Origin of the sequence: Streptomyces sp. NPDC016640, from assembly GCF_043076215.1 — a bacterium.
Taxonomy (GTDB): domain Bacteria; phylum Actinomycetota; class Actinomycetes; order Streptomycetales; family Streptomycetaceae; genus Streptomyces.
Genome location: NZ_JBIBRG010000010.1, coordinates 1 through 15,782, shown reverse-complemented (window position 1 = coordinate 15,782; position 15,782 = coordinate 1). Strand labels below are relative to the sequence as shown.

Annotated in this window: 15 protein-coding genes; 11 read left to right on the top strand and 4 right to left on the bottom strand. The window is 72.9% G+C overall.

What is annotated here, in order from left to right; all coding sequences use genetic code 11:
* The first annotated feature begins 199 nt into the window (after positions 1 to 199).
* Complete coding sequence (locus ACF07S_RS21065; RefSeq protein ID WP_391963277.1) at positions 200 to 697, top strand: hypothetical protein; 498 nt, start codon at positions 200 to 202, stop codon at positions 695 to 697.
* A gap of 101 nt (positions 698 to 798) precedes the next feature.
* On the opposite strand, the gene ACF07S_RS21060 is transcribed toward ACF07S_RS21065, so the two are convergent.
* Both ACF07S_RS21060 and ACF07S_RS21055 read right to left on the bottom strand, forming a co-directional pair.
* A complete protein-coding gene (locus tag ACF07S_RS21060; protein ID WP_391974787.1) occupies positions 799 to 1,560 on the bottom strand; it encodes a hypothetical protein in 762 nt (253 codons plus the stop codon).
* 30 nt (positions 1,561 to 1,590) lie between these two features.
* Complete coding sequence (locus tag ACF07S_RS21055) at positions 1,591 to 1,728, bottom strand: hypothetical protein (RefSeq protein WP_391963275.1); 138 nt, start codon at positions 1,726 to 1,728, stop codon at positions 1,591 to 1,593.
* A gap of 703 nt (positions 1,729 to 2,431) precedes the next feature.
* Between ACF07S_RS21055 and ACF07S_RS21050 the strand changes: the two genes are divergently transcribed.
* From ACF07S_RS21050 to ACF07S_RS21035, 4 genes are all read left to right on the top strand, one after another.
* Complete coding sequence (locus tag ACF07S_RS21050) at positions 2,432 to 3,367, top strand: SCO0930 family lipoprotein (protein WP_391963491.1); 936 nt, start codon at positions 2,432 to 2,434, stop codon at positions 3,365 to 3,367.
* Positions 3,368 to 3,690: 323 nt separating this feature from the next.
* Complete coding sequence (locus ACF07S_RS21045) at positions 3,691 to 4,503, top strand: SAM-dependent methyltransferase (RefSeq protein ID WP_391963274.1); 813 nt, start codon at positions 3,691 to 3,693, stop codon at positions 4,501 to 4,503.
* Positions 4,500 to 6,641 carry a putative bifunctional diguanylate cyclase/phosphodiesterase gene (locus ACF07S_RS21040; protein ID WP_391963273.1) on the top strand — a complete coding sequence of 714 codons (2,142 nt, stop codon included), beginning with the start codon at positions 4,500 to 4,502 and terminating at the stop codon, positions 6,639 to 6,641. Before ACF07S_RS21045 ends, ACF07S_RS21040 begins: the two co-directional genes overlap by 4 nt.
* Positions 6,642 to 6,745: 104 nt before the next feature.
* Positions 6,746 to 7,066 (top strand): DUF4440 domain-containing protein, encoded by a 321-nt coding sequence (locus ACF07S_RS21035; RefSeq protein WP_391963490.1) that lies wholly within the window; start codon positions 6,746 to 6,748, stop codon positions 7,064 to 7,066.
* Between the two features lie 113 nt (positions 7,067 to 7,179).
* Here the strand turns inward: ACF07S_RS21035 and ACF07S_RS21030 are convergent, their stop codons facing one another.
* Positions 7,180 to 8,064: a LysR family transcriptional regulator gene (locus tag ACF07S_RS21030; RefSeq protein ID WP_391963272.1), complete on the bottom strand. Its 885-nt coding sequence runs from the start codon at positions 8,062 to 8,064 to the stop codon at positions 7,180 to 7,182.
* Positions 8,065 to 8,183: 119 nt separating this feature from the next.
* Between ACF07S_RS21030 and ACF07S_RS21025 the strand changes: the two genes are divergently transcribed.
* The 6 genes from ACF07S_RS21025 (at position 8,184) to ACF07S_RS21000 (ending at position 14,414) form a co-directional block, all read left to right on the top strand.
* Positions 8,184 to 8,855, top strand: coding sequence for a succinate dehydrogenase (locus ACF07S_RS21025; protein ID WP_391963489.1), 672 nt, complete (start codon positions 8,184 to 8,186; stop codon positions 8,853 to 8,855).
* A gap of 2 nt (positions 8,856 to 8,857) precedes the next feature.
* Entirely contained in the window at positions 8,858 to 10,807 is a 1,950-nt protein-coding gene (locus ACF07S_RS21020) for a fumarate reductase/succinate dehydrogenase flavoprotein subunit (RefSeq protein WP_391974786.1), read from the top strand.
* Entirely contained in the window at positions 10,804 to 11,553 is a 750-nt protein-coding gene (locus ACF07S_RS21015; RefSeq protein ID WP_391963270.1) for a succinate dehydrogenase/fumarate reductase iron-sulfur subunit, read from the top strand. The genes ACF07S_RS21020 and ACF07S_RS21015 overlap by 4 nt, the downstream gene beginning before the upstream one ends.
* A 224-nt stretch (positions 11,554 to 11,777) precedes the next feature.
* A complete protein-coding gene (locus tag ACF07S_RS21010; RefSeq protein ID WP_391974785.1) occupies positions 11,778 to 12,548 on the top strand; it encodes a GNAT family N-acetyltransferase in 771 nt (256 codons plus the stop codon).
* Entirely contained in the window at positions 12,548 to 13,348 is an 801-nt protein-coding gene (locus ACF07S_RS21005) for a lysophospholipid acyltransferase family protein (RefSeq protein WP_391974784.1), read from the top strand. The genes ACF07S_RS21010 and ACF07S_RS21005 overlap by 1 nt, the downstream gene beginning before the upstream one ends.
* Before the next feature lie 100 nt (positions 13,349 to 13,448).
* Positions 13,449 to 14,414 (top strand): PRC and DUF2382 domain-containing protein, encoded by a 966-nt coding sequence (locus ACF07S_RS21000; RefSeq protein ID WP_391974783.1) that lies wholly within the window; start codon positions 13,449 to 13,451, stop codon positions 14,412 to 14,414.
* 93 nt (positions 14,415 to 14,507) lie between these two features.
* Here ACF07S_RS21000 and ACF07S_RS20995 read toward each other — a convergent pair whose 3' ends face one another.
* The gene (locus ACF07S_RS20995) at positions 14,508 to 15,530 is read right to left on the bottom strand and encodes an LLM class flavin-dependent oxidoreductase (RefSeq protein ID WP_391974782.1); all 1,023 of its coding nucleotides are present in this window, start codon (positions 15,528 to 15,530) and stop codon (positions 14,508 to 14,510) included.
* Positions 15,531 to 15,782 lie beyond the last annotated feature (252 nt).

Sequence of the window (15,782 nt, the reverse complement as noted above, 5' to 3'; positions counted from 1 at the left end):
CAGCCCGGCGAAGATTTTCTGACGGTCCGTGACCTGCGGTGATGTCCCGTCCCACGGTGTGCCGCGAGGGCGTGGCCTCACCGGGACGGACCATCGCCGAAATGCGGTCCCGCTCAAGGCAACTGAGGGTCTTTCCGGGAGGCGTTTTCTCGCCGATCGACCGGGGACGGGACCCGGGGCGCCTCCCGCGGAGGATCACATGCGCAACTCACGTGCCCTGGCCGCCGCCGGTGCCGCGGTCGCCGTCCTCGGGGTCGCCGCCCCGACGGCAGCCGCGGACTCCGGCCGGATGGCCAACCCGTCCAACATCGTCGCCCTGCCCAGTGTCATCGCCCGCGGCGGCCAGCTGACCATCACGGTCGACGGCTGCCCCCACGGCGGCACGGCGACCTCCAACGCCTTCCCGAAGACCGACCTGACGCCCATCAGCGGTGCCAACGACACCTCCAAGGGCACCGCGACCGTCGACGCCGAGGCCCGCCCCGGTTCCTACGACATCACGGTCCACTGCTCCGGCAGGAGCCTGACCCGTCCGGCCGCCTTCACCGTCATCGGCGGTGTCCGCGGCGGTGTCGGCGGCAGCAGCACCAGCGGGGCGACCCCGACCGACATGGCCATCGGCGGCGCGCTGGTGACGGCGGCGGTCGTCGGCAGCGGCGTCTTCTGGATGCGCCGCCGCGCCGAGAAGCGGATCTGAGCCGCTGTCCCCTTCGCCCCGCCGTTTCGCCCGTGCTCGACAGGACATCGCCCCGGAGCCGCACCGGAGTCCGGGGCGAAGCTCTGCCCGGCGGGTGCCGCTCAGCCCCCGATGCCAGGGAAGAGCCGCAGGAACGGGTCCGTCGACGCGCTGACGCCCCGGCTGTAGGGGGCGTCGAAGTCCCAGATCAGGAAGAGCAGGAAGGCGATCAGCGCGGAGAACAGCCCGGCCAGGATCAGCTCGCGGCTGGTGCGCCGGATCTGCAGCACGAAGATCATGCCGATGGTGACGACGGCCCCGGAGATCAGCCCGAACCACACCACGCCCGGCATGGTCTCCCCGGTCGACTCCGCCCGCGCGTCGCGCGCCTGGTCGGCGGCGGCCACCTGGTCCATGAGGGGCTGATAGGCCTGTGCCTCGAAGTCCGTGCGCGGCCGGTAGTCGGTGACGTCCCGGCGGACGCGGTCGAGCAGGCCGGCGCCGCGGTCCGTGACCCGGCCCTCGTCGGCCATGGCCCGCCACTCGGTGGTGACCACGTGTCCGACATAGGCGTTGACATCGTCACGGATGCGGTCGCGCACGTCGGCGGGATAGACCCGCACCCGCTCCGAGATCTCGTGCAGGGCCACCGCCTCCGCCCGCACGTGCTCCTGGGCGGCGCTGCGGCCCTCCCAGACGCCGGCGAGGGCGAGACCCAGGACGATGGCGTACACCACGCCGATCCACATCGTCATGTACTCGATGACGTCCGGGGTCTCGCTGGGATCCTCGTCGGCCGCCCTGCGGTGCCGTACGAGGGTGATGACCACCACGACGGCACAGGCGGCCGCCATCACGAGGGTGAGAACAAGCCATTCCGGCAAGTGGTGCCTCCAGCAGGGTCGGGTCGGTTCTCAGCGCGGGCGGAGCGCGACGACGGCGACCACCGCGGGGATCGCCACGAACAGGACGAAGGTGAGCGGCGAGGTGGCGTCGCCGGAGGGCGGGCGCGCCGGGGCCGCCCGGTAGCGCGGGTAGTGCACGGGCGTCACGGACGGACGCGCCTCGGGCGTGGCCGGCGGTGGTGGTGTCGGAGACGGCGAAGGGCGCGACGGCGGGCGTGGCGAGGGGGTGGGGGCCGGTGCCGGAGCGGGGGGCGTCGCCGGGGCCGGGCGGGCCGCGGGCGGCGCCGGACGGGCCGCGGGCGGGGGCGGCGGCTCCGGCTCCGGGGTGGGGGTGGGCCTCGGCGGCGGCGATGCGGTGGGCGTGGGCTCGGGCGGAGGCGGCGGTGGAGGCGGAGGCGGCGGTGGAGGCGGCGTCGGCGTCGGCGGCGGGGTGGGCGGCAGGGTGGGGGTGGGTGTGGGAGACGGCGGCGGCGGTGTGCAGGGCGGGGGATCCGTCCAGGTGACGCTCCCCGCGACCGCCACCGCCTCCGTGCCTCCCGGCCCCGTCGAGGCGTACGCGCAGGCGTCGGCCCGCGCCGCGCCGGGTGCGCCGGTGAGCGCCCAGAGCAGTGTGGCGAGGGCCAACACGCGTGCGGCGGGCACGGGTTGGGTCGGTACGAGTACGTGCACGACGAGGATCATGAGTCGGGAGCGGCCGGATCACGCACGGGAGCCGGGTGATTGACCCGAAGGAGTTAACCGAAGAAATTCGGGCCCCCGTTGAACACGACCCGTGCCCCCATGCGTACCCATCGTCGAGCGGCGGCACAGCAGGGCGCTGCAACACCCTTGCGATGATCTGGAGTTGACGATGAAGACCTCCTGGCGGACCGCCTCGCTGGTGGCGAGCGCCGCGGCGGTGCTGGCCCTGACCACGGCGTGCGGTCAGGAGACCGCGCCGCCCGCCTCCAGCCAGAACGTGGGTGCCACGGCCGCGGCCGGGGACTACGGCGCCATCGGCAGTGGCGCCGAGACCGCGGGCGGTGGCGCGCAGGCCTCCGCCGACCCCTCCGACACGGCGGGTGAGCTGGCCGTCTCCACCAACGCCGAACTGGGCAAGGTGGTGACCGACAGCCTGGGCCTGACCCTGTACCGCTTCGACCAGGACACGGCCGAGCCGCCCCGGTCCGGCTGCGACGGCGACTGCGCCGAGACCTGGCCGCCGGTGCCCGCCGACGACGCCACGGCCGGCGAGGGGATCGACGCGTCGCTGCTCGGGGAGGTCACCCGGGCCGACGGCACCAAGCAGCTCACCGTCGGTGGCTGGCCGGCCTACCGCTACGTCAAGGACGTCAACGCCGGTGACGCCAAGGGCCAGGGAGTGGGCGGCAAGTGGTTCGCGCTGACCCCCGAGGGCAAGAAGGCGCAGGCGGCCGACCAGCCCGGACTGTCCACCCGCCAGGACCCGGAACTCGGCGAGATCGTCGTCGACGGGAACGGCATGACCGTCTACCGGTTCATGAAGGACGAGGCGTGGCCGAAACCCGTCTCCGCGTGCATCGGCGCCTGCCTGGAGAAGTGGCCGGTGGTGGCGCCGGTCGACTTCGCCGACACCCAGGGCATCCAGGAGAAGGGGTACATGACCTTCACCCGGCCGGACGGCGCCGACCAGCAGACGGTCGACTGCTGGCCCATCTACACGTTCGCCGGTGACAAGGCCGCCGGCGACACCAACGGTCAGGGCGTCGGCGGTACCTGGTACGCCGTGCGGCCCGACGGAAAACCGGTCGGCGCACCGGAGAAGTAACAACCTCCCCCAGGGTGTCGTCCCCTCCGGACGCGCCGGTCCGTGTCCGCCCCTCCGCAGCCGGCGGAGGGGCGGACCGCTGTTCCGCCATCCACCGGAATGCAGGGAATTGTCGGCATTGTTCTCCGCGTTCCCCCGTGCGTGCCGGGACTCTCCGGAGTGTCATGAACACTTCTTGTGACGCGGCGCGAAGGGACCGGCCGGGCACGTGTCACTGGCAGTGACCGGGAACGGACGGTCAATTTCCGTTTGGGGTCGCTGCATTGGCGGGCGATCAGTAGCCTCTGCTCGAACATCGGATCGCCTACGCCTTGGAGAGATACATGGAGCGTCCCGCCTGGGCCCCACGGAGCATCGACATCACGGTGCCCAGCGTCTCCCGGATGTACGACTACTACCTGGGCGGTTCGCACAACTTCGAGGTCGACCGGGAAGCGGCCCGCAGGGCCATGGAGTTCATGCCGGGACTGCCCAAGATCATGCAGGCGAATCGTGCCTTCATGCGCCGGGCGGTACGTTTCGCGGTCGGCGAGGGCGTCACGCAGTTCCTGGACATCGGCTCCGGCATTCCGACGTTCGGCAACGTCCACGAGGTGGCGCAGGCGGCCGCTCCCGACGCACGCGTGATGTACGTGGACCACGACCCGGTGGCGGTGGCGCACAGCCAGGCGGTTCTCAAGGGCAACGACGGCGCGGACGTCGTCGCCGCGGACCTCCGCAAGCCGCGGGAGATCCTCGACAGCCCGCAGGTGCGGGAACTGATCGACCCGAATCGGCCAGTGGCGCTCCTCCTCGTTGCCATACTGCACTTCGTGGAAGACGCGGACGACCCGTACGCGGTGGTGGCCGAACTGCGCGAGGCCCTCGCGCCCGGCAGCATGCTGGTGCTCACCCATGCCTCGTACGAGCGGATCCCGCTGCCGCCGGAGCGGGCAGAAGGGGCGGTGGACGTGTACCAGGACGTCCGCAACCCGCTGATCATGCGCACGCGCGAGGAGATCGCGCGGTTCTTCGAGGGGTACGACATGGTGGAACCCGGACTGGTGCCGATGCCGCAGTGGCGGCCCGACACCGCACCGGAGGACGAGGATCCCTATGCCTTCTCCGGTTACGCGGGCGTGGGGCGTACGGCGTGAGCGTGGAGCCGGACGGGCCGGAGGACAGACTGCGCCGGTTCGCGACGATCTGGAGCCGGGCCGTCTACCCGGTGACCTCGACGTCGTCGACCAGGCCGGAGTTCGAGGCGCTGCTGCTGCCGCTGGCCCGGCGGCTGAGCGAGGCGCTGCGGGCCAGGGGGTTCGACGCGGACGAGGGCAAGGCGGTCGGCGCCGCGCTGGTGGACGCGCACTGCACCGACCCGGAGGCGCTCAGCCGGACCCTGGACTGCGTCGACGCCTATCTCGTCCTGTACTGCGGCGACGACGGCGACCGCGAGGACCTGCGGGCGCGCAGCGCCCGGCTCCAGCACGCCATGGCCGCCGGGTTCGCGCAGGCGCTGCGCGAGCGGACCCTGGCCGAGCAGGAGGCCATCGCGCAGGCCGCCCTGGAGGCGCAGGGCGTGGTGGCGCAGGCGCTGCACGCCACCGAGGCCCGGTTCCGCGCGGTCTTCGAGGGCGCGGCCATAGGCATCGGCATCGCCGACCTGGAGGGCAACGTCCTGCAGGTCAACGGCGCACTCAGACGTATGTTCGGCCTGTCCGAACAGGCCCTGCGCGGCCGCAGCGTCACGGAGTGGGTGCACCCCGACGACGCCCCGCAGACCTGGCGGCTCTACGAGGAGCTGGTGAGCGGGGAGCGCGAGCACTACCACCTGGAAAAGGCGTTCTACCGCCCGGACGGAACGGTCCTGTGGACCAACCTGACGGTGTCCCTGCTGCGCGACGCCGACGGCGACCCGCAGTACCAGCTGGCCCTCATGGAGGACACCACCGAGCGCCGGCTGCTCAACCTCCGGCTGCGCTACGAGGCCACCCACGACGCGCTCACCGGGCTGCCCAACCGCACGTTCTTCTTCGAGCGCCTGGAGAAGGCGCTCGGCGCCGGTGAGGGCCGGCGGTTCGGGCTGTGCTACCTCGATCTGGACGGTTTCAAGACGGTCAACGACAGCCTCGGCCACGCGGCCGGCGACCGGCTGCTCGTCGAGGTCGCCGACCGGCTCCAGGCCTGCGCCACCGCGCCCGGCGAGATGGTGGCCCGGCTCGGCGGCGACGAGTTCGTGGCGCTGACCACCGGTCCCGACACCGAGCGCACGGTCGACGAGCTCGCCGGCCGCATCATGAACGCGCTGCTCGCCCCGATCAGCGTGGACGGCCGGGAGCTGACCGTGCGCGGCAGCATCGGCATCGTCGAGGGGCCGGCCGGGGAACGCAGCGCGGCGGAGGTGCTGCGCAGCGCCGACATCACCATGTACCGGGCCAAGTCGGCGGGCGGCAACCGGTTCGAGCTCGCCGACCCGGAGGCGGACGCCCGCGCCATCACCCGGCACGGGCTCACCACGGCGCTGCCGACGGCCCTGGACCGGGGCGAGTTCTTCATCGAGTACCAGCCGCTGGTCCATCTCGGCGACGGCAGTGTCCGCGGCGCCGAGGCGCTGGTGCGCTGGCTGCACCCGCAGCACGGGGTGCTGTCGCCGGACCGGTTCATCCCGCTCGCCGAGCACACCGGGCTGATCGTTCCGCTGGGCCGCTGGGTCCTGGAGCAGTCGGTGCGCCAGGCCCGTGAATGGCGGGACCGGCACGGGGGAGCGGAGGCGCTCGGACCGCTGCGCATCAACGTGAACCTGTCGCCCTGCCAGCTCACCCACCCCGGGCTGGTCCAGGACACCGTCGAGATCCTGGAGCGCACGGGCGTGGGGCCGGAGTCGCTGTGCCTGGAGGTGACCGAGTCGGCGCTGATCGGTGCGGACGACGACCTGCTGAAGCCGTTGCGCCGGCTGGCGGAGATGGGCGTCGACATCGCCCTGGACGACTTCGGCACCGGCTACTCCAACCTCGCCAACCTGCGCCGGCTGCCGGTGAGCATCCTGAAGCTGGACCGTTCCTTCACCCAGAGCATGCAGCAGTTCCCGGCGGACCCCGTCGACCTGAAGATCGTCGAGGGGATCGTCTCCCTGGCCCACAGCCTGGACCTGGCGGTCACGGTGGAGGGCGTGGAGACGGGAGCCCAGGCCGAACAACTCCGGGTCCTCGGCTGCGACACGGCCCAGGGCTGGTACTACGCCCGCCCGGGCCCGCCGGAGCGCCTGCACGAGCTGGCCCTGGTGGACGCGACGTGAGCCGGGCGGCGCGGGAGCGCACGGGCCGCCCGGGCGATCACGGGGGAACGACGCCCCGGGAAGCGGACGCGGTGCGCGCGGCGATCGAGGGCGAGCTGCGCCTCATGGACCCGGCCGTGCGGTCCTCCCGTGCCGAGGCCGTGCGCCTGCTCGACCCCGAGTTCACCGAGGTCGGCGTGTCCGGCCGGCGCTACACGTACGCGGAGATGATCGCCGAGCTGCCCGGTCACCCGGGCGGCTCGGTGGACGGACCGCTCCACGAGCCGTCCGGGATCACCGGCGTCCTCCTCGCGCCCGGTGTGGTCCACCTCACGTACGAGACCGTCTTCGACGGCCGTCGTGCCCGGCGCAGCTCCCTGTGGCGCCGACACGACGAGCGGACCGGCTGGCGCATGTACTACCACCAGGCCACTCCACTCCCCTGAGGGCGCGGGGCGGTGTCGGCACGCGGCTCCACCGCGCGGGCGCCACGGGGGCAGAGTCCCGGGGACGGGACGGGAAGGGGCGGCGGGGCGAGGAACCGGGGCGCTTCCCGGGCTCACCGCTCCAGCAGCATCCGCTGCAACTCCCGGGCCGCCCGCGGCGGAGCCACATCGCTGCGGTGGGCCAGGGCGATGGCGCGGTGCAGGCCGGGACGGGCCAGAGGGGTGACCCGCAGCCCGTGGGCGGAGCGCGCGGCCACCATGCGGGGGACGACGGCGACGCCCAGGCCCGCCCGCACGAAACCCAGCACCGCGTCCATCTCGCCGCCCTCCACCGCGAACTCCGGCTCGAAGCCCTCCGCGCGGCACGCCGCCACGGTCAGCTCGCGCAGGTCGTAGCCGTGCCGGAACATCACCAGGCGCTCGCCCTCCAGGTCGGCGACGCGCACGGTGCGCCGGCCCCGCCCCGGTCCGGGGGCGTCCGGTGAGGACACCACCACCAGGTCCTCGCGCAGCAGCTCCACCGTGGTCAGCGCGGGGGAGGGCGTCGGCAGCGGCAGGACCACCAGGGCGAGGTCCAGCGCGCCGCGGGCCAGCTCCCGCACCAGGTCGCGCGAGCCGCCCTCCTCGACCAGCAGGCGGACGCCCGGGTAGCGGTCGTGGAAGGCGCGCAGCACATCCGGCAGCAGGCCGGTGCACAGACTCGGGGTCGCGCCCAGCCGCACCCGGCCGCCGCGCAGCTGCGCCACCTCCTGCACCTCGTGCCGGGCGGTGTCCGCGTCCGCCAGGATCCGCCGGGCCAGCGGCAGCAGCGCCTCGCCCGCGTCGGTCAGCGTGATGTTCCCGCGCGCCCGCCGGAACAGATCCGCCCCCAGCTCCCGCTCCAGCGCCTTGATCTGCTGCGACAGCGACGGCTGCGCGACATGGACCGTCTCGGCGGCCCGGGTGAAGTGCCGGGTCTCCGCCACGGCCACGAAGTACTGGAGCTGCTGGAACTGCACCGTGCCATCATAGGCCCTCCCTATTCAATCCAGCCGTACCATGTCTTGGACCGATGGGCCCTTCCGGTCCTAGCGTTACGCGCATGGCTCTGGCAACGCGGACGGGCCGACGGCCGTCCATGGCACGCACCGTGTGGGACTCGACCGTCGGCAAGAAGACGGTGATGGCGGTCAGCGGCCTGATCATGCTGCTGTACCTGGTCGCTCACATGATCGGCAACCTGAAAATCTTCTTCGGGGCCGGCGAGTTCAACCACTACGCCCACTGGCTGCGCACCGTCGGCGAGCCGTTCATGCACTACGAGTGGACGCTGTGGCTCGTCCGCGTGGTCCTCGTCGTCGCCGTGGCCGCCCACGCCGTCTCCGCCTACCAGCTCAGCCGCCGCGGCATCAGGGCGAGGCCCGGCAAGTACGTGCACAAGAAACCGCGGGCGAGCTACGCCACGCGCACCATGCGCTGGGGCGGCGTCATCCTCGCCCTGTTCATCGTCTGGCACCTGCTCGACCTGACCACCGGCACCGTGCACTCCGGCGGCTTCGAGACGGGCAAGCCCTACCAGAACGTGGTGGACACCTTCTCCACCTGGTACGGCAACGCCGTCTACGTCGTCGCGATGCTCGCCGTCGGCCTGCACATCCGGCACGGCTTCTGGAGCGCCGCCCAGACCCTCGGCGTCGGCAGCCGCACCCGCGACCGTGCCCTGAAGACCGTCGCCAATGTCCTCGCGCTGCTGCTCACGGCCGGTTTCCTCGCCGTCCCCGTGGGCGTCATGACCGGAGTGGTGAGCTGACCATGACTTCCTACACCGCGTACACGACCGGTGAGCCGGCCGTCGACACCAAGGCCCCCGCCGGCCCGGTCCACGAGCGCTGGGACAAGCGCCGCTTCGAGGCCGGGCTGGTCAACCCCGCCAACCGGCGCAAGCACACGGTCATCGTCGTCGGCACCGGCCTCGCGGGCGGCTCGGCCGGCGCCACCCTCGCCGAACAGGGCTACCGGGTCGTCCAGTTCTGCTACCAGGACTCCCCGCGCCGCGCCCACTCCATCGCCGCGCAGGGAGGCATCAACGCGGCGAAGAACTACCGCAACGACGGCGACTCCGTCCACCGCCTGTTCTACGACACCGTCAAGGGCGGCGACTTCCGGGCCCGCGAGTCCAACGTCCACCGCCTCGCGCAGATCTCGGTGGAGATCATCGACCAGTGCGTGGCCCAGGGCGTGCCCTTCGCCCGCGAGTACGGCGGACTGCTCGACACCCGCTCCTTCGGCGGCGTGCAGGTCTCCCGCACCTTCTACGCCCGCGGCCAGACGGGCCAGCAGCTCCTCCTCGGCGCGTACCAGGCGCTGTCCCGGCAGATCGCGGCCGGCGCCGTCGAGATGCACCCGCGCACCGAGATGCTCGACCTGATCGTCGTCGACGGCCGGGCCCGCGGCATCGTCGCCCGGGACCTGATCACCGGGAGGATCGACACCCACTTCGCGGACGCCGTCGTCCTGGCCACCGGCGGCTACGGCAATGTCTTCCACCTGTCGACGAACGCCATGAACTCCAACGCCACCGCCGTCTGGCGGGCGCACCGGCGCGGCGCGTACTTCGCCAACCCCTGCTTCACCCAGATCCACCCCACCTGCATCCCGCGCACCGGCGACCACCAGTCCAAGCTCACGCTGATGAGCGAGTCGCTGCGCAACGACGGCCGTATCTGGGTGCCCAGGGCCAAGGGCGACGACCGGCCGCCGAACAGGATCCCCGAGGAGGAGCGCGACTACTACCTGGAGCGCATCTACCCCTCCTTCGGCAACCTGGTCCCGCGCGACATCGCCTCCCGCGCCGCCAAGAACGTCTGCGACGAGGGCAGGGGCGTGGGCCCCGGCGGCCAGGGCGTCTACCTGGACTTCGCCGACGCCATCAGGCGGATGGGCCGCAAGGCGGTGGAGGCCAGGTACGGCAACCTCTTCGACATGTACCAGCGGATCACCGACGAGGATCCCTACGAGGTGCCGATGCGGATCTACCCCGCCGTGCACTACACGATGGGCGGCCTGTGGGTCGACTACGACCTGCAGACCACGATCCCCGGTCTGTTCGCGGTCGGCGAGGCCAACTTCTCCGACCACGGCGCCAACCGGCTCGGCGCCTCCGCGCTGATGCAGGGCCTGGCCGACGGCTACTTCGTCCTCCCGGCGACCGTCAACGACTACCTGGCCCGCAACCCGCACCAGGACGCGGTCACCACCGACCACCCGGTGGTGCAGGAGGCGCTGGCCGAGACGGAGGACCGGCTGAACCTGCTGCTGTCCGTCGACGGCGACCGCACCCCCGACTCCTTCCACCGCGAACTCGGCGAACTGATGTGGGAGTTCTGCGGCATGGCCCGCACCGACTCCGGACTGCGCAAGGCGCTCGAGCGCATCCCGCGGATCCGCGAGGAGTTCTGGCGGCGCATCAAGGTCCCCGGCACCGGCGAGGAGTTCAACCAGTCGCTGGAGAAGGCCAACCGCATCGTGGACTACCTGGAGCTCGCCGAGCTGATGTGCCTCGACGCGCTGCACCGCGAGGAGTCCTGCGGCGGGCACTTCCGCGAGGAGTCCCAGACCCCGGACGGCGAGGCCGCCCGCAGGGACGACGCGTTCTCCTACGCCGCGGCCTGGGAGTTCACCGGCACCGGGGAGGCGCCCGTCCTGCACAAGGAAGACCTGGTCTTCGAGTACGTCCACCCCACCCAGCGGAGCTACGCATGAAGCTCACCCTGCGCGTCTGGCGGCAGAAGAACGCCGGCGCCGACGGCACCATGTCCACGTACGAGGTGGACGGCATCTCACCCGACATGTCCTTCCTGGAGATGCTCGACACCCTCAACGAGGAGCTCATCCTCAAGGGGGAGGACCCGGTCGCCTTCGACCACGACTGCCGCGAGGGCATCTGCGGCGCCTGCTCGCTCGTCATCAACGGCGACGCGCACGGCCCCGAGCGCACCACCGCCTGTCAGCTGCACATGCGGTCCTTCCAGGACGGCGACACCATCGACGTCGAGCCGTGGCGCGCGGCGGCCTTCCCGGTCGTGAAGGACCTGGTCGTCGACCGGTCCGCCCTCGACCGGATCATCCAGGCCGGCGGCTACATCACCGCCCCCACCGGCTCCGCGCCCGAGGCCCACGCCACGCCCGTGCCCAAGCCGGACGCCGACCTCGCCTTCGAGCACGCCGAGTGCATCGGCTGCGGGGCCTGCGTCGCGGCCTGCCCCAACGGCGCGGCGATGCTGTTCACCTCGGCGAAGGTCAACCACCTCAACGTGCTCCCCCAGGGCGGCCCGGAGCGCGAGACCCGGGTGCTGGACATGGTGGCGCAGATGGACGAGGAGGGCTTCGGCGGCTGCACCCTCGCCGGCGAGTGCGCCACCGCCTGCCCGAAGGGCATCCCACTGGTCTCCATCACCGCCATGAACAAGGAGTGGTTGCGCGCCACCCGCAAGGCGGCGAAGCGCTAGCCGCTCACGGAACGTTCGCCGACCGGTGCGGACGGACGGGGCCGGGAGAGGTGCTCCTCCCGGCCCCGTATCGCCTCCCACCCCTGGCATTCAACATCCCCACATCCACGCTCCCGGCACCGGTCACGCGGGCGCCAACCGGCATCGGAAGAACAGGAGCGGCGGACCGCACGACCCCGGTCCGCCCCTCCCAGCCGTACCCGGCCCGTGCCCAGGAGTCAGCCATGACCGGCGTCACCACGCTCCACCGTCCCCCGCAGCCCTCGGCGCCCACCCACTACACCGTCGCCCTCGCCCGCGACGAGGAGGACGTGCGCGCCGCCCAGCGGCTGCGGTACGACGTCTTCGCGGGGGAGATGGGAGCCCTGCTGTCCACCCCGCAGCCCGGGCTGGACGTCGACCCCTTCGACGCGTACTGCGACCACCTGCTGGTGCGCGAGGAGGTGAGCGGGCAGGTCGTCGGGACGTACCGCCTGCTGCCGCCGGAACGCGCCGGGATCGCCGGCCGGCTCTACGCGGAGGGCGAGTTCGACCTCTCGGCGCTCGACCCGATACGGCCCTCCCTCGTCGAGGTCGGCCGCTCCTGTGTGCACCCCGGCCACCGCGACGGCGCGGTCATCGGGCTCATCTGGGCCGGCATAGCCCGTTACATGACCGACCGGGGCCACGCCTGGCTGGCCGGCTGCTGCTCCATCCCCCTCGGTGACGGGGGCGCGCTCGCCTCCGCCACCTGGGACCGGGTGCGGGACAAGCACCTCGCGCCCGGGGAGTACCGGGTGCGCCCGCTGCTGCCCTGGCAGCCGAAGACGTCGGCGCCCGCCGCCCCCGCCGAACTGCCCGCCCTGTTGCGCGGCTATCTCCGGCTCGGCGCCTGGGTCTGCGGACAGCCCGCGCACGACGCGGACTTCGGCGTCGCCGACCTCTATGTGCTGCTGCCGATGAACCGGGTCAACCCCCGCTATCTGCGGCACTTCCTCTCCCTCGTCCCGGCCTGATGAGCGTCTGGCTGCCCGGCGCTCCGTGCACCCCGCGGAGCTGCGTGGAACCGACGGCTCCCACGGCGGCCGCACTCCTGGCGGTGCTGCGACTGGCGGCGGTCGGCCTGCTGCTGCTCGCCGGGATCGCGCTGCTGCCGCTCGGGCGGCGCATTCCGGCGGGCCCGGTGCGCCGGTGGTGCCGGTGGATCGTGCGGGCCGCCGGGGTCCGGGTCAGCATCGCCGGGGCCGCCGCCCCCACGGGCGGCCTCCTGCTGGTCGCCAACCACATCTCCTGGCTGGACGTGCCGCTGCTCGCGGCGGTGCGTCCGGCCCGCACGCTGGCCAAGTCCGAGATACGGCGCTGGCCCGTGGCGGGGGCGCTGGCCGCGCGCGGCGGCGTGCTGTTCATCGACCGCGACCGGCTGCGTGCCCTGCCCGGCACGGTCGCCGCCGTCGCCGGTGTCCTGCGCGCCGGGGCGGCGGTCGCGGTCTTTCCGGAGGGCAGCACCTGGTGCGGCCGGGCCCAGGGGCACTTCCGCCGCGCGGTCTTCCAGGCGGCTCTGGACGCCGGGGCCGCGGTGCAGCCGGTCCGCATCCGCTACCGGCACGGCAACGGGCACCCGGCCACCGCACCGGCCTTCGTCGGCGACGACACACTGCTCGCCTCCCTGTGGCGGGTGGCGTGCGCCCGCGGGGTGATCGCCGAGGTCGAGGTGTGCGCCCCCATCCCACCGGGACGGCACCCCGACCGCCGTGCCCTCGCGCACGCGGCGGAGCCGGTCGTCGACGCCGGGCACGGAGCCGGTCACCCTCGGTGAACACGATGGAGATGAAGTGATGATTGTTTCTTTTGCTCCGTTTTCGGCTGACTCATCAGGAGAACCGGGGGAGGAGCGACCCGAAGGGAGGGTGATGCAGATGATCACCCGCGAAGAGATCTCGATCGTGCTGGACCACCCCGTGTACGACGGGGACGGCAACAAGATCGGCGACGCGAAGCACGTCTTCCTCGACGACGCGAGCGGACGCCCCGAGTGGGTGACCGTCAAAACGGGTCTGTTCGGCTCCAACGAGTCGTTCGTGCCGATCCGCGACGCCGCCCTCGTGCAGGACCACCTCGAGGTCCCCTACCGCAAGGACAAGGTCAAGGACGCACCCAGCGTCGACATCGACGCGGGTGGCCATCTGTCGGTGGAGGAGGAGCACCGCCTGTACGACTACTACGGCATCGACTGGGACGGCGTCCTCGCCGACCCCGGGGAGAGCGACCGCGACCGTTCTCCCGGCATGGGCACGGCAGGTACCGCCGGAGCCGCGGGCACGGCCGGTACGGCCGACCGCCGCGAGGACACTTCCCGGACACCGGGCGGGCCGGGCGTGACGGGTGAGCCGGGCACGGCCGGAACCGCGGGTGCCGCCGGCCACCGGAGCGAGGCCCGTACCGATGCGCGCGGTGACGACGCCATGACCCGCTCCGAGGAGCAGATGCGCGTCGGTGTCGAGCGGCACGCGACCGGACGGGCCAGGCTGCGCAAGTACGTGGTGACCGAGGAGGTGCAGCAGACCGTGCCGGTGCGCCACGAGGAGGTCCGCGTGGAGCGCGAGCCGATCACGGACGCCAACCGCGACGACGCCATGGCCGGGCCGGACATCACGGAGGCCGAGCACGAGGTCATCCTGCACGAGGAGCGCCCCGTGGTGGAGACCGAGGCCGTACCGGTCGAACGGGTGCGGATGACCACGGAGGAGCAGACCACGGACGAGACCGTGCGAGGCCAGGTCGGCAAGGAACGCATCGAGGCCGACAGCGAGAGGGACGACGGTGCCGAGCGCCCCGGCCGCGACGTCTCGGGCCGTGACGTCCCCCGGAGGGACCGCGAATAGGGCCACCCACGAGGAGGACCCCTGCGAGGAGGGCCCCGTGAGGAGGACCGCCCCCTCGCCCTCGTACGGACGGTACGGCGCGCCGGTGCGGGGTCACCGGCGCGCCGTCGTACCGCCGTCCAGGCCCGCGATCGCGGCGAGGCGCCGGTAGGAGTCCAGCAGCGCCTCCCGGTCGTGGGTACTGGTCGTGACGAGCACCTCCCGCGCCCCCGTCTCCCCGAGCACCGACTCCAGTTCGTGCGCGACCGTCTCCTCGGTGCCGGCGAGCCGGCCGCGCAGCTCCTCCTCGTAGAAGCCGCGCTCCCTGGCGGTCATGGTGAGCGCCTCGACGCGCTCGGCGGGCGGCAGCGGCGGGAAGGTGCCGTGCGTACGGGAGTACGCCATCGACCAGGCCTCCGGGACCAGCAGGCGGCGCGCCCGCTCGGGGGTGGCGGCCACCGCGATCGTGCCGGAGACGATCACGTACGGCTCGCTCGCCCACTCCGAGGGACGGAACAGGTCGCGGTACCGGTCGATGCCGCGCCGCATCCGGTCGCGGTCGCGCAGGTCGCCGATGACCATCGGCAGACCCGCCCGGGCCGCGATCGTCGCGCCCTCACCCATGGCCAGCACGAACGGCGGCACGGCCAGGCCCTCGGCGGGCCGGGCACGCACGCCGGTGAGGGAAGTGCCCCGGAACCAGCCGAGCAGCTCGTCGAGCTGGGCCGCGAAGTCCTCCGCGTCGCCCTTGTCGCGCCCCAGTGCCCTGCGCACCCCGTCGGTGAAGCCGACCGACCGGCCCAGGCCCATGTCGACACGCCCCGGGAACAGGGATTCGAGGACCCCGAACTGCTCGGCCACGACCAGCGGCCGGTGGTTGGGCAGCATGACCCCGCCGGTGCCGACGCGGATCGTGCGGGTCGCCCCGGCGACGGCGGCGGCGAGCACGGTCGGCGCCGAACCCGCGACCCCGGGCACCCCGTGGTGCTCGGACACCCAGAACCGGTGGTAGCCGAGCCGTTCCACCTCCTGCGCCAGGCGCACGGTGTCACGCAGCGCCTCGGGGCCGGTGTGGCCCTCGCGGGTGCGGGAGCGGTCGAGGACGGAGAAACGGACCGAGGCGATCAGGGAACCCATACCGGCTTCAACACCCGGCGGCCCGCAGGATTCCGCACGGCCCCTCCGGGGCCCGCCGCCGCGCTTGCGCCTGTCGCAGGGGCGGAACGATCCAGTGCCGCGGGGGGCCCGGGGCGGCCCCCCCCCCCCCGGGCCCCCCGGGGGGGGGGGGCCCCCCCCCCCCCCCCCCCCCGGCCGGGGGGGGCCCCCCCCCCCCCCCGGGGCCCCCCCCCCGCCGGGGGGGGGGGGGGGCCCCCCCCCCCCCCCGCCCCC

Excerpts from the sequence above, each read along its gene's own strand:
- ACF07S_RS21045 (WP_391963274.1), top strand. The coding sequence starts at position 3,691 with ATGGAGCGTCCCGCCTGGGCCCCACGGAGCATCGACATCACGGTGCCC.
- ACF07S_RS21010 (WP_391974785.1), top strand. The coding sequence starts at position 11,778 with ATGACCGGCGTCACCACGCTCCACCGTCCCCCGCAGCCCTCGGCGCCC.
- ACF07S_RS21000 (WP_391974783.1), top strand. The coding sequence starts at position 13,449 with ATGATCACCCGCGAAGAGATCTCGATCGTGCTGGACCACCCCGTGTAC.
- ACF07S_RS21005 (WP_391974784.1), top strand. The coding sequence starts at position 12,548 with ATGAGCGTCTGGCTGCCCGGCGCTCCGTGCACCCCGCGGAGCTGCGTG.
- ACF07S_RS21025 (WP_391963489.1), top strand. The coding sequence starts at position 8,184 with ATGGCACGCACCGTGTGGGACTCGACCGTCGGCAAGAAGACGGTGATG.
- ACF07S_RS21050 (WP_391963491.1), top strand. The coding sequence starts at position 2,432 with ATGAAGACCTCCTGGCGGACCGCCTCGCTGGTGGCGAGCGCCGCGGCG.
- ACF07S_RS21065 (WP_391963277.1), top strand. The coding sequence starts at position 200 with ATGCGCAACTCACGTGCCCTGGCCGCCGCCGGTGCCGCGGTCGCCGTC.
- ACF07S_RS20995 (WP_391974782.1), bottom strand. The coding sequence starts at position 15,530 with ATGGGTTCCCTGATCGCCTCGGTCCGTTTCTCCGTCCTCGACCGCTCC.
- ACF07S_RS21035 (WP_391963490.1), top strand. The coding sequence starts at position 6,746 with ATGGACCCGGCCGTGCGGTCCTCCCGTGCCGAGGCCGTGCGCCTGCTC.
- ACF07S_RS21020 (WP_391974786.1), top strand. The coding sequence starts at position 8,858 with ATGACTTCCTACACCGCGTACACGACCGGTGAGCCGGCCGTCGACACC.
- ACF07S_RS21015 (WP_391963270.1), top strand. The coding sequence starts at position 10,804 with ATGAAGCTCACCCTGCGCGTCTGGCGGCAGAAGAACGCCGGCGCCGAC.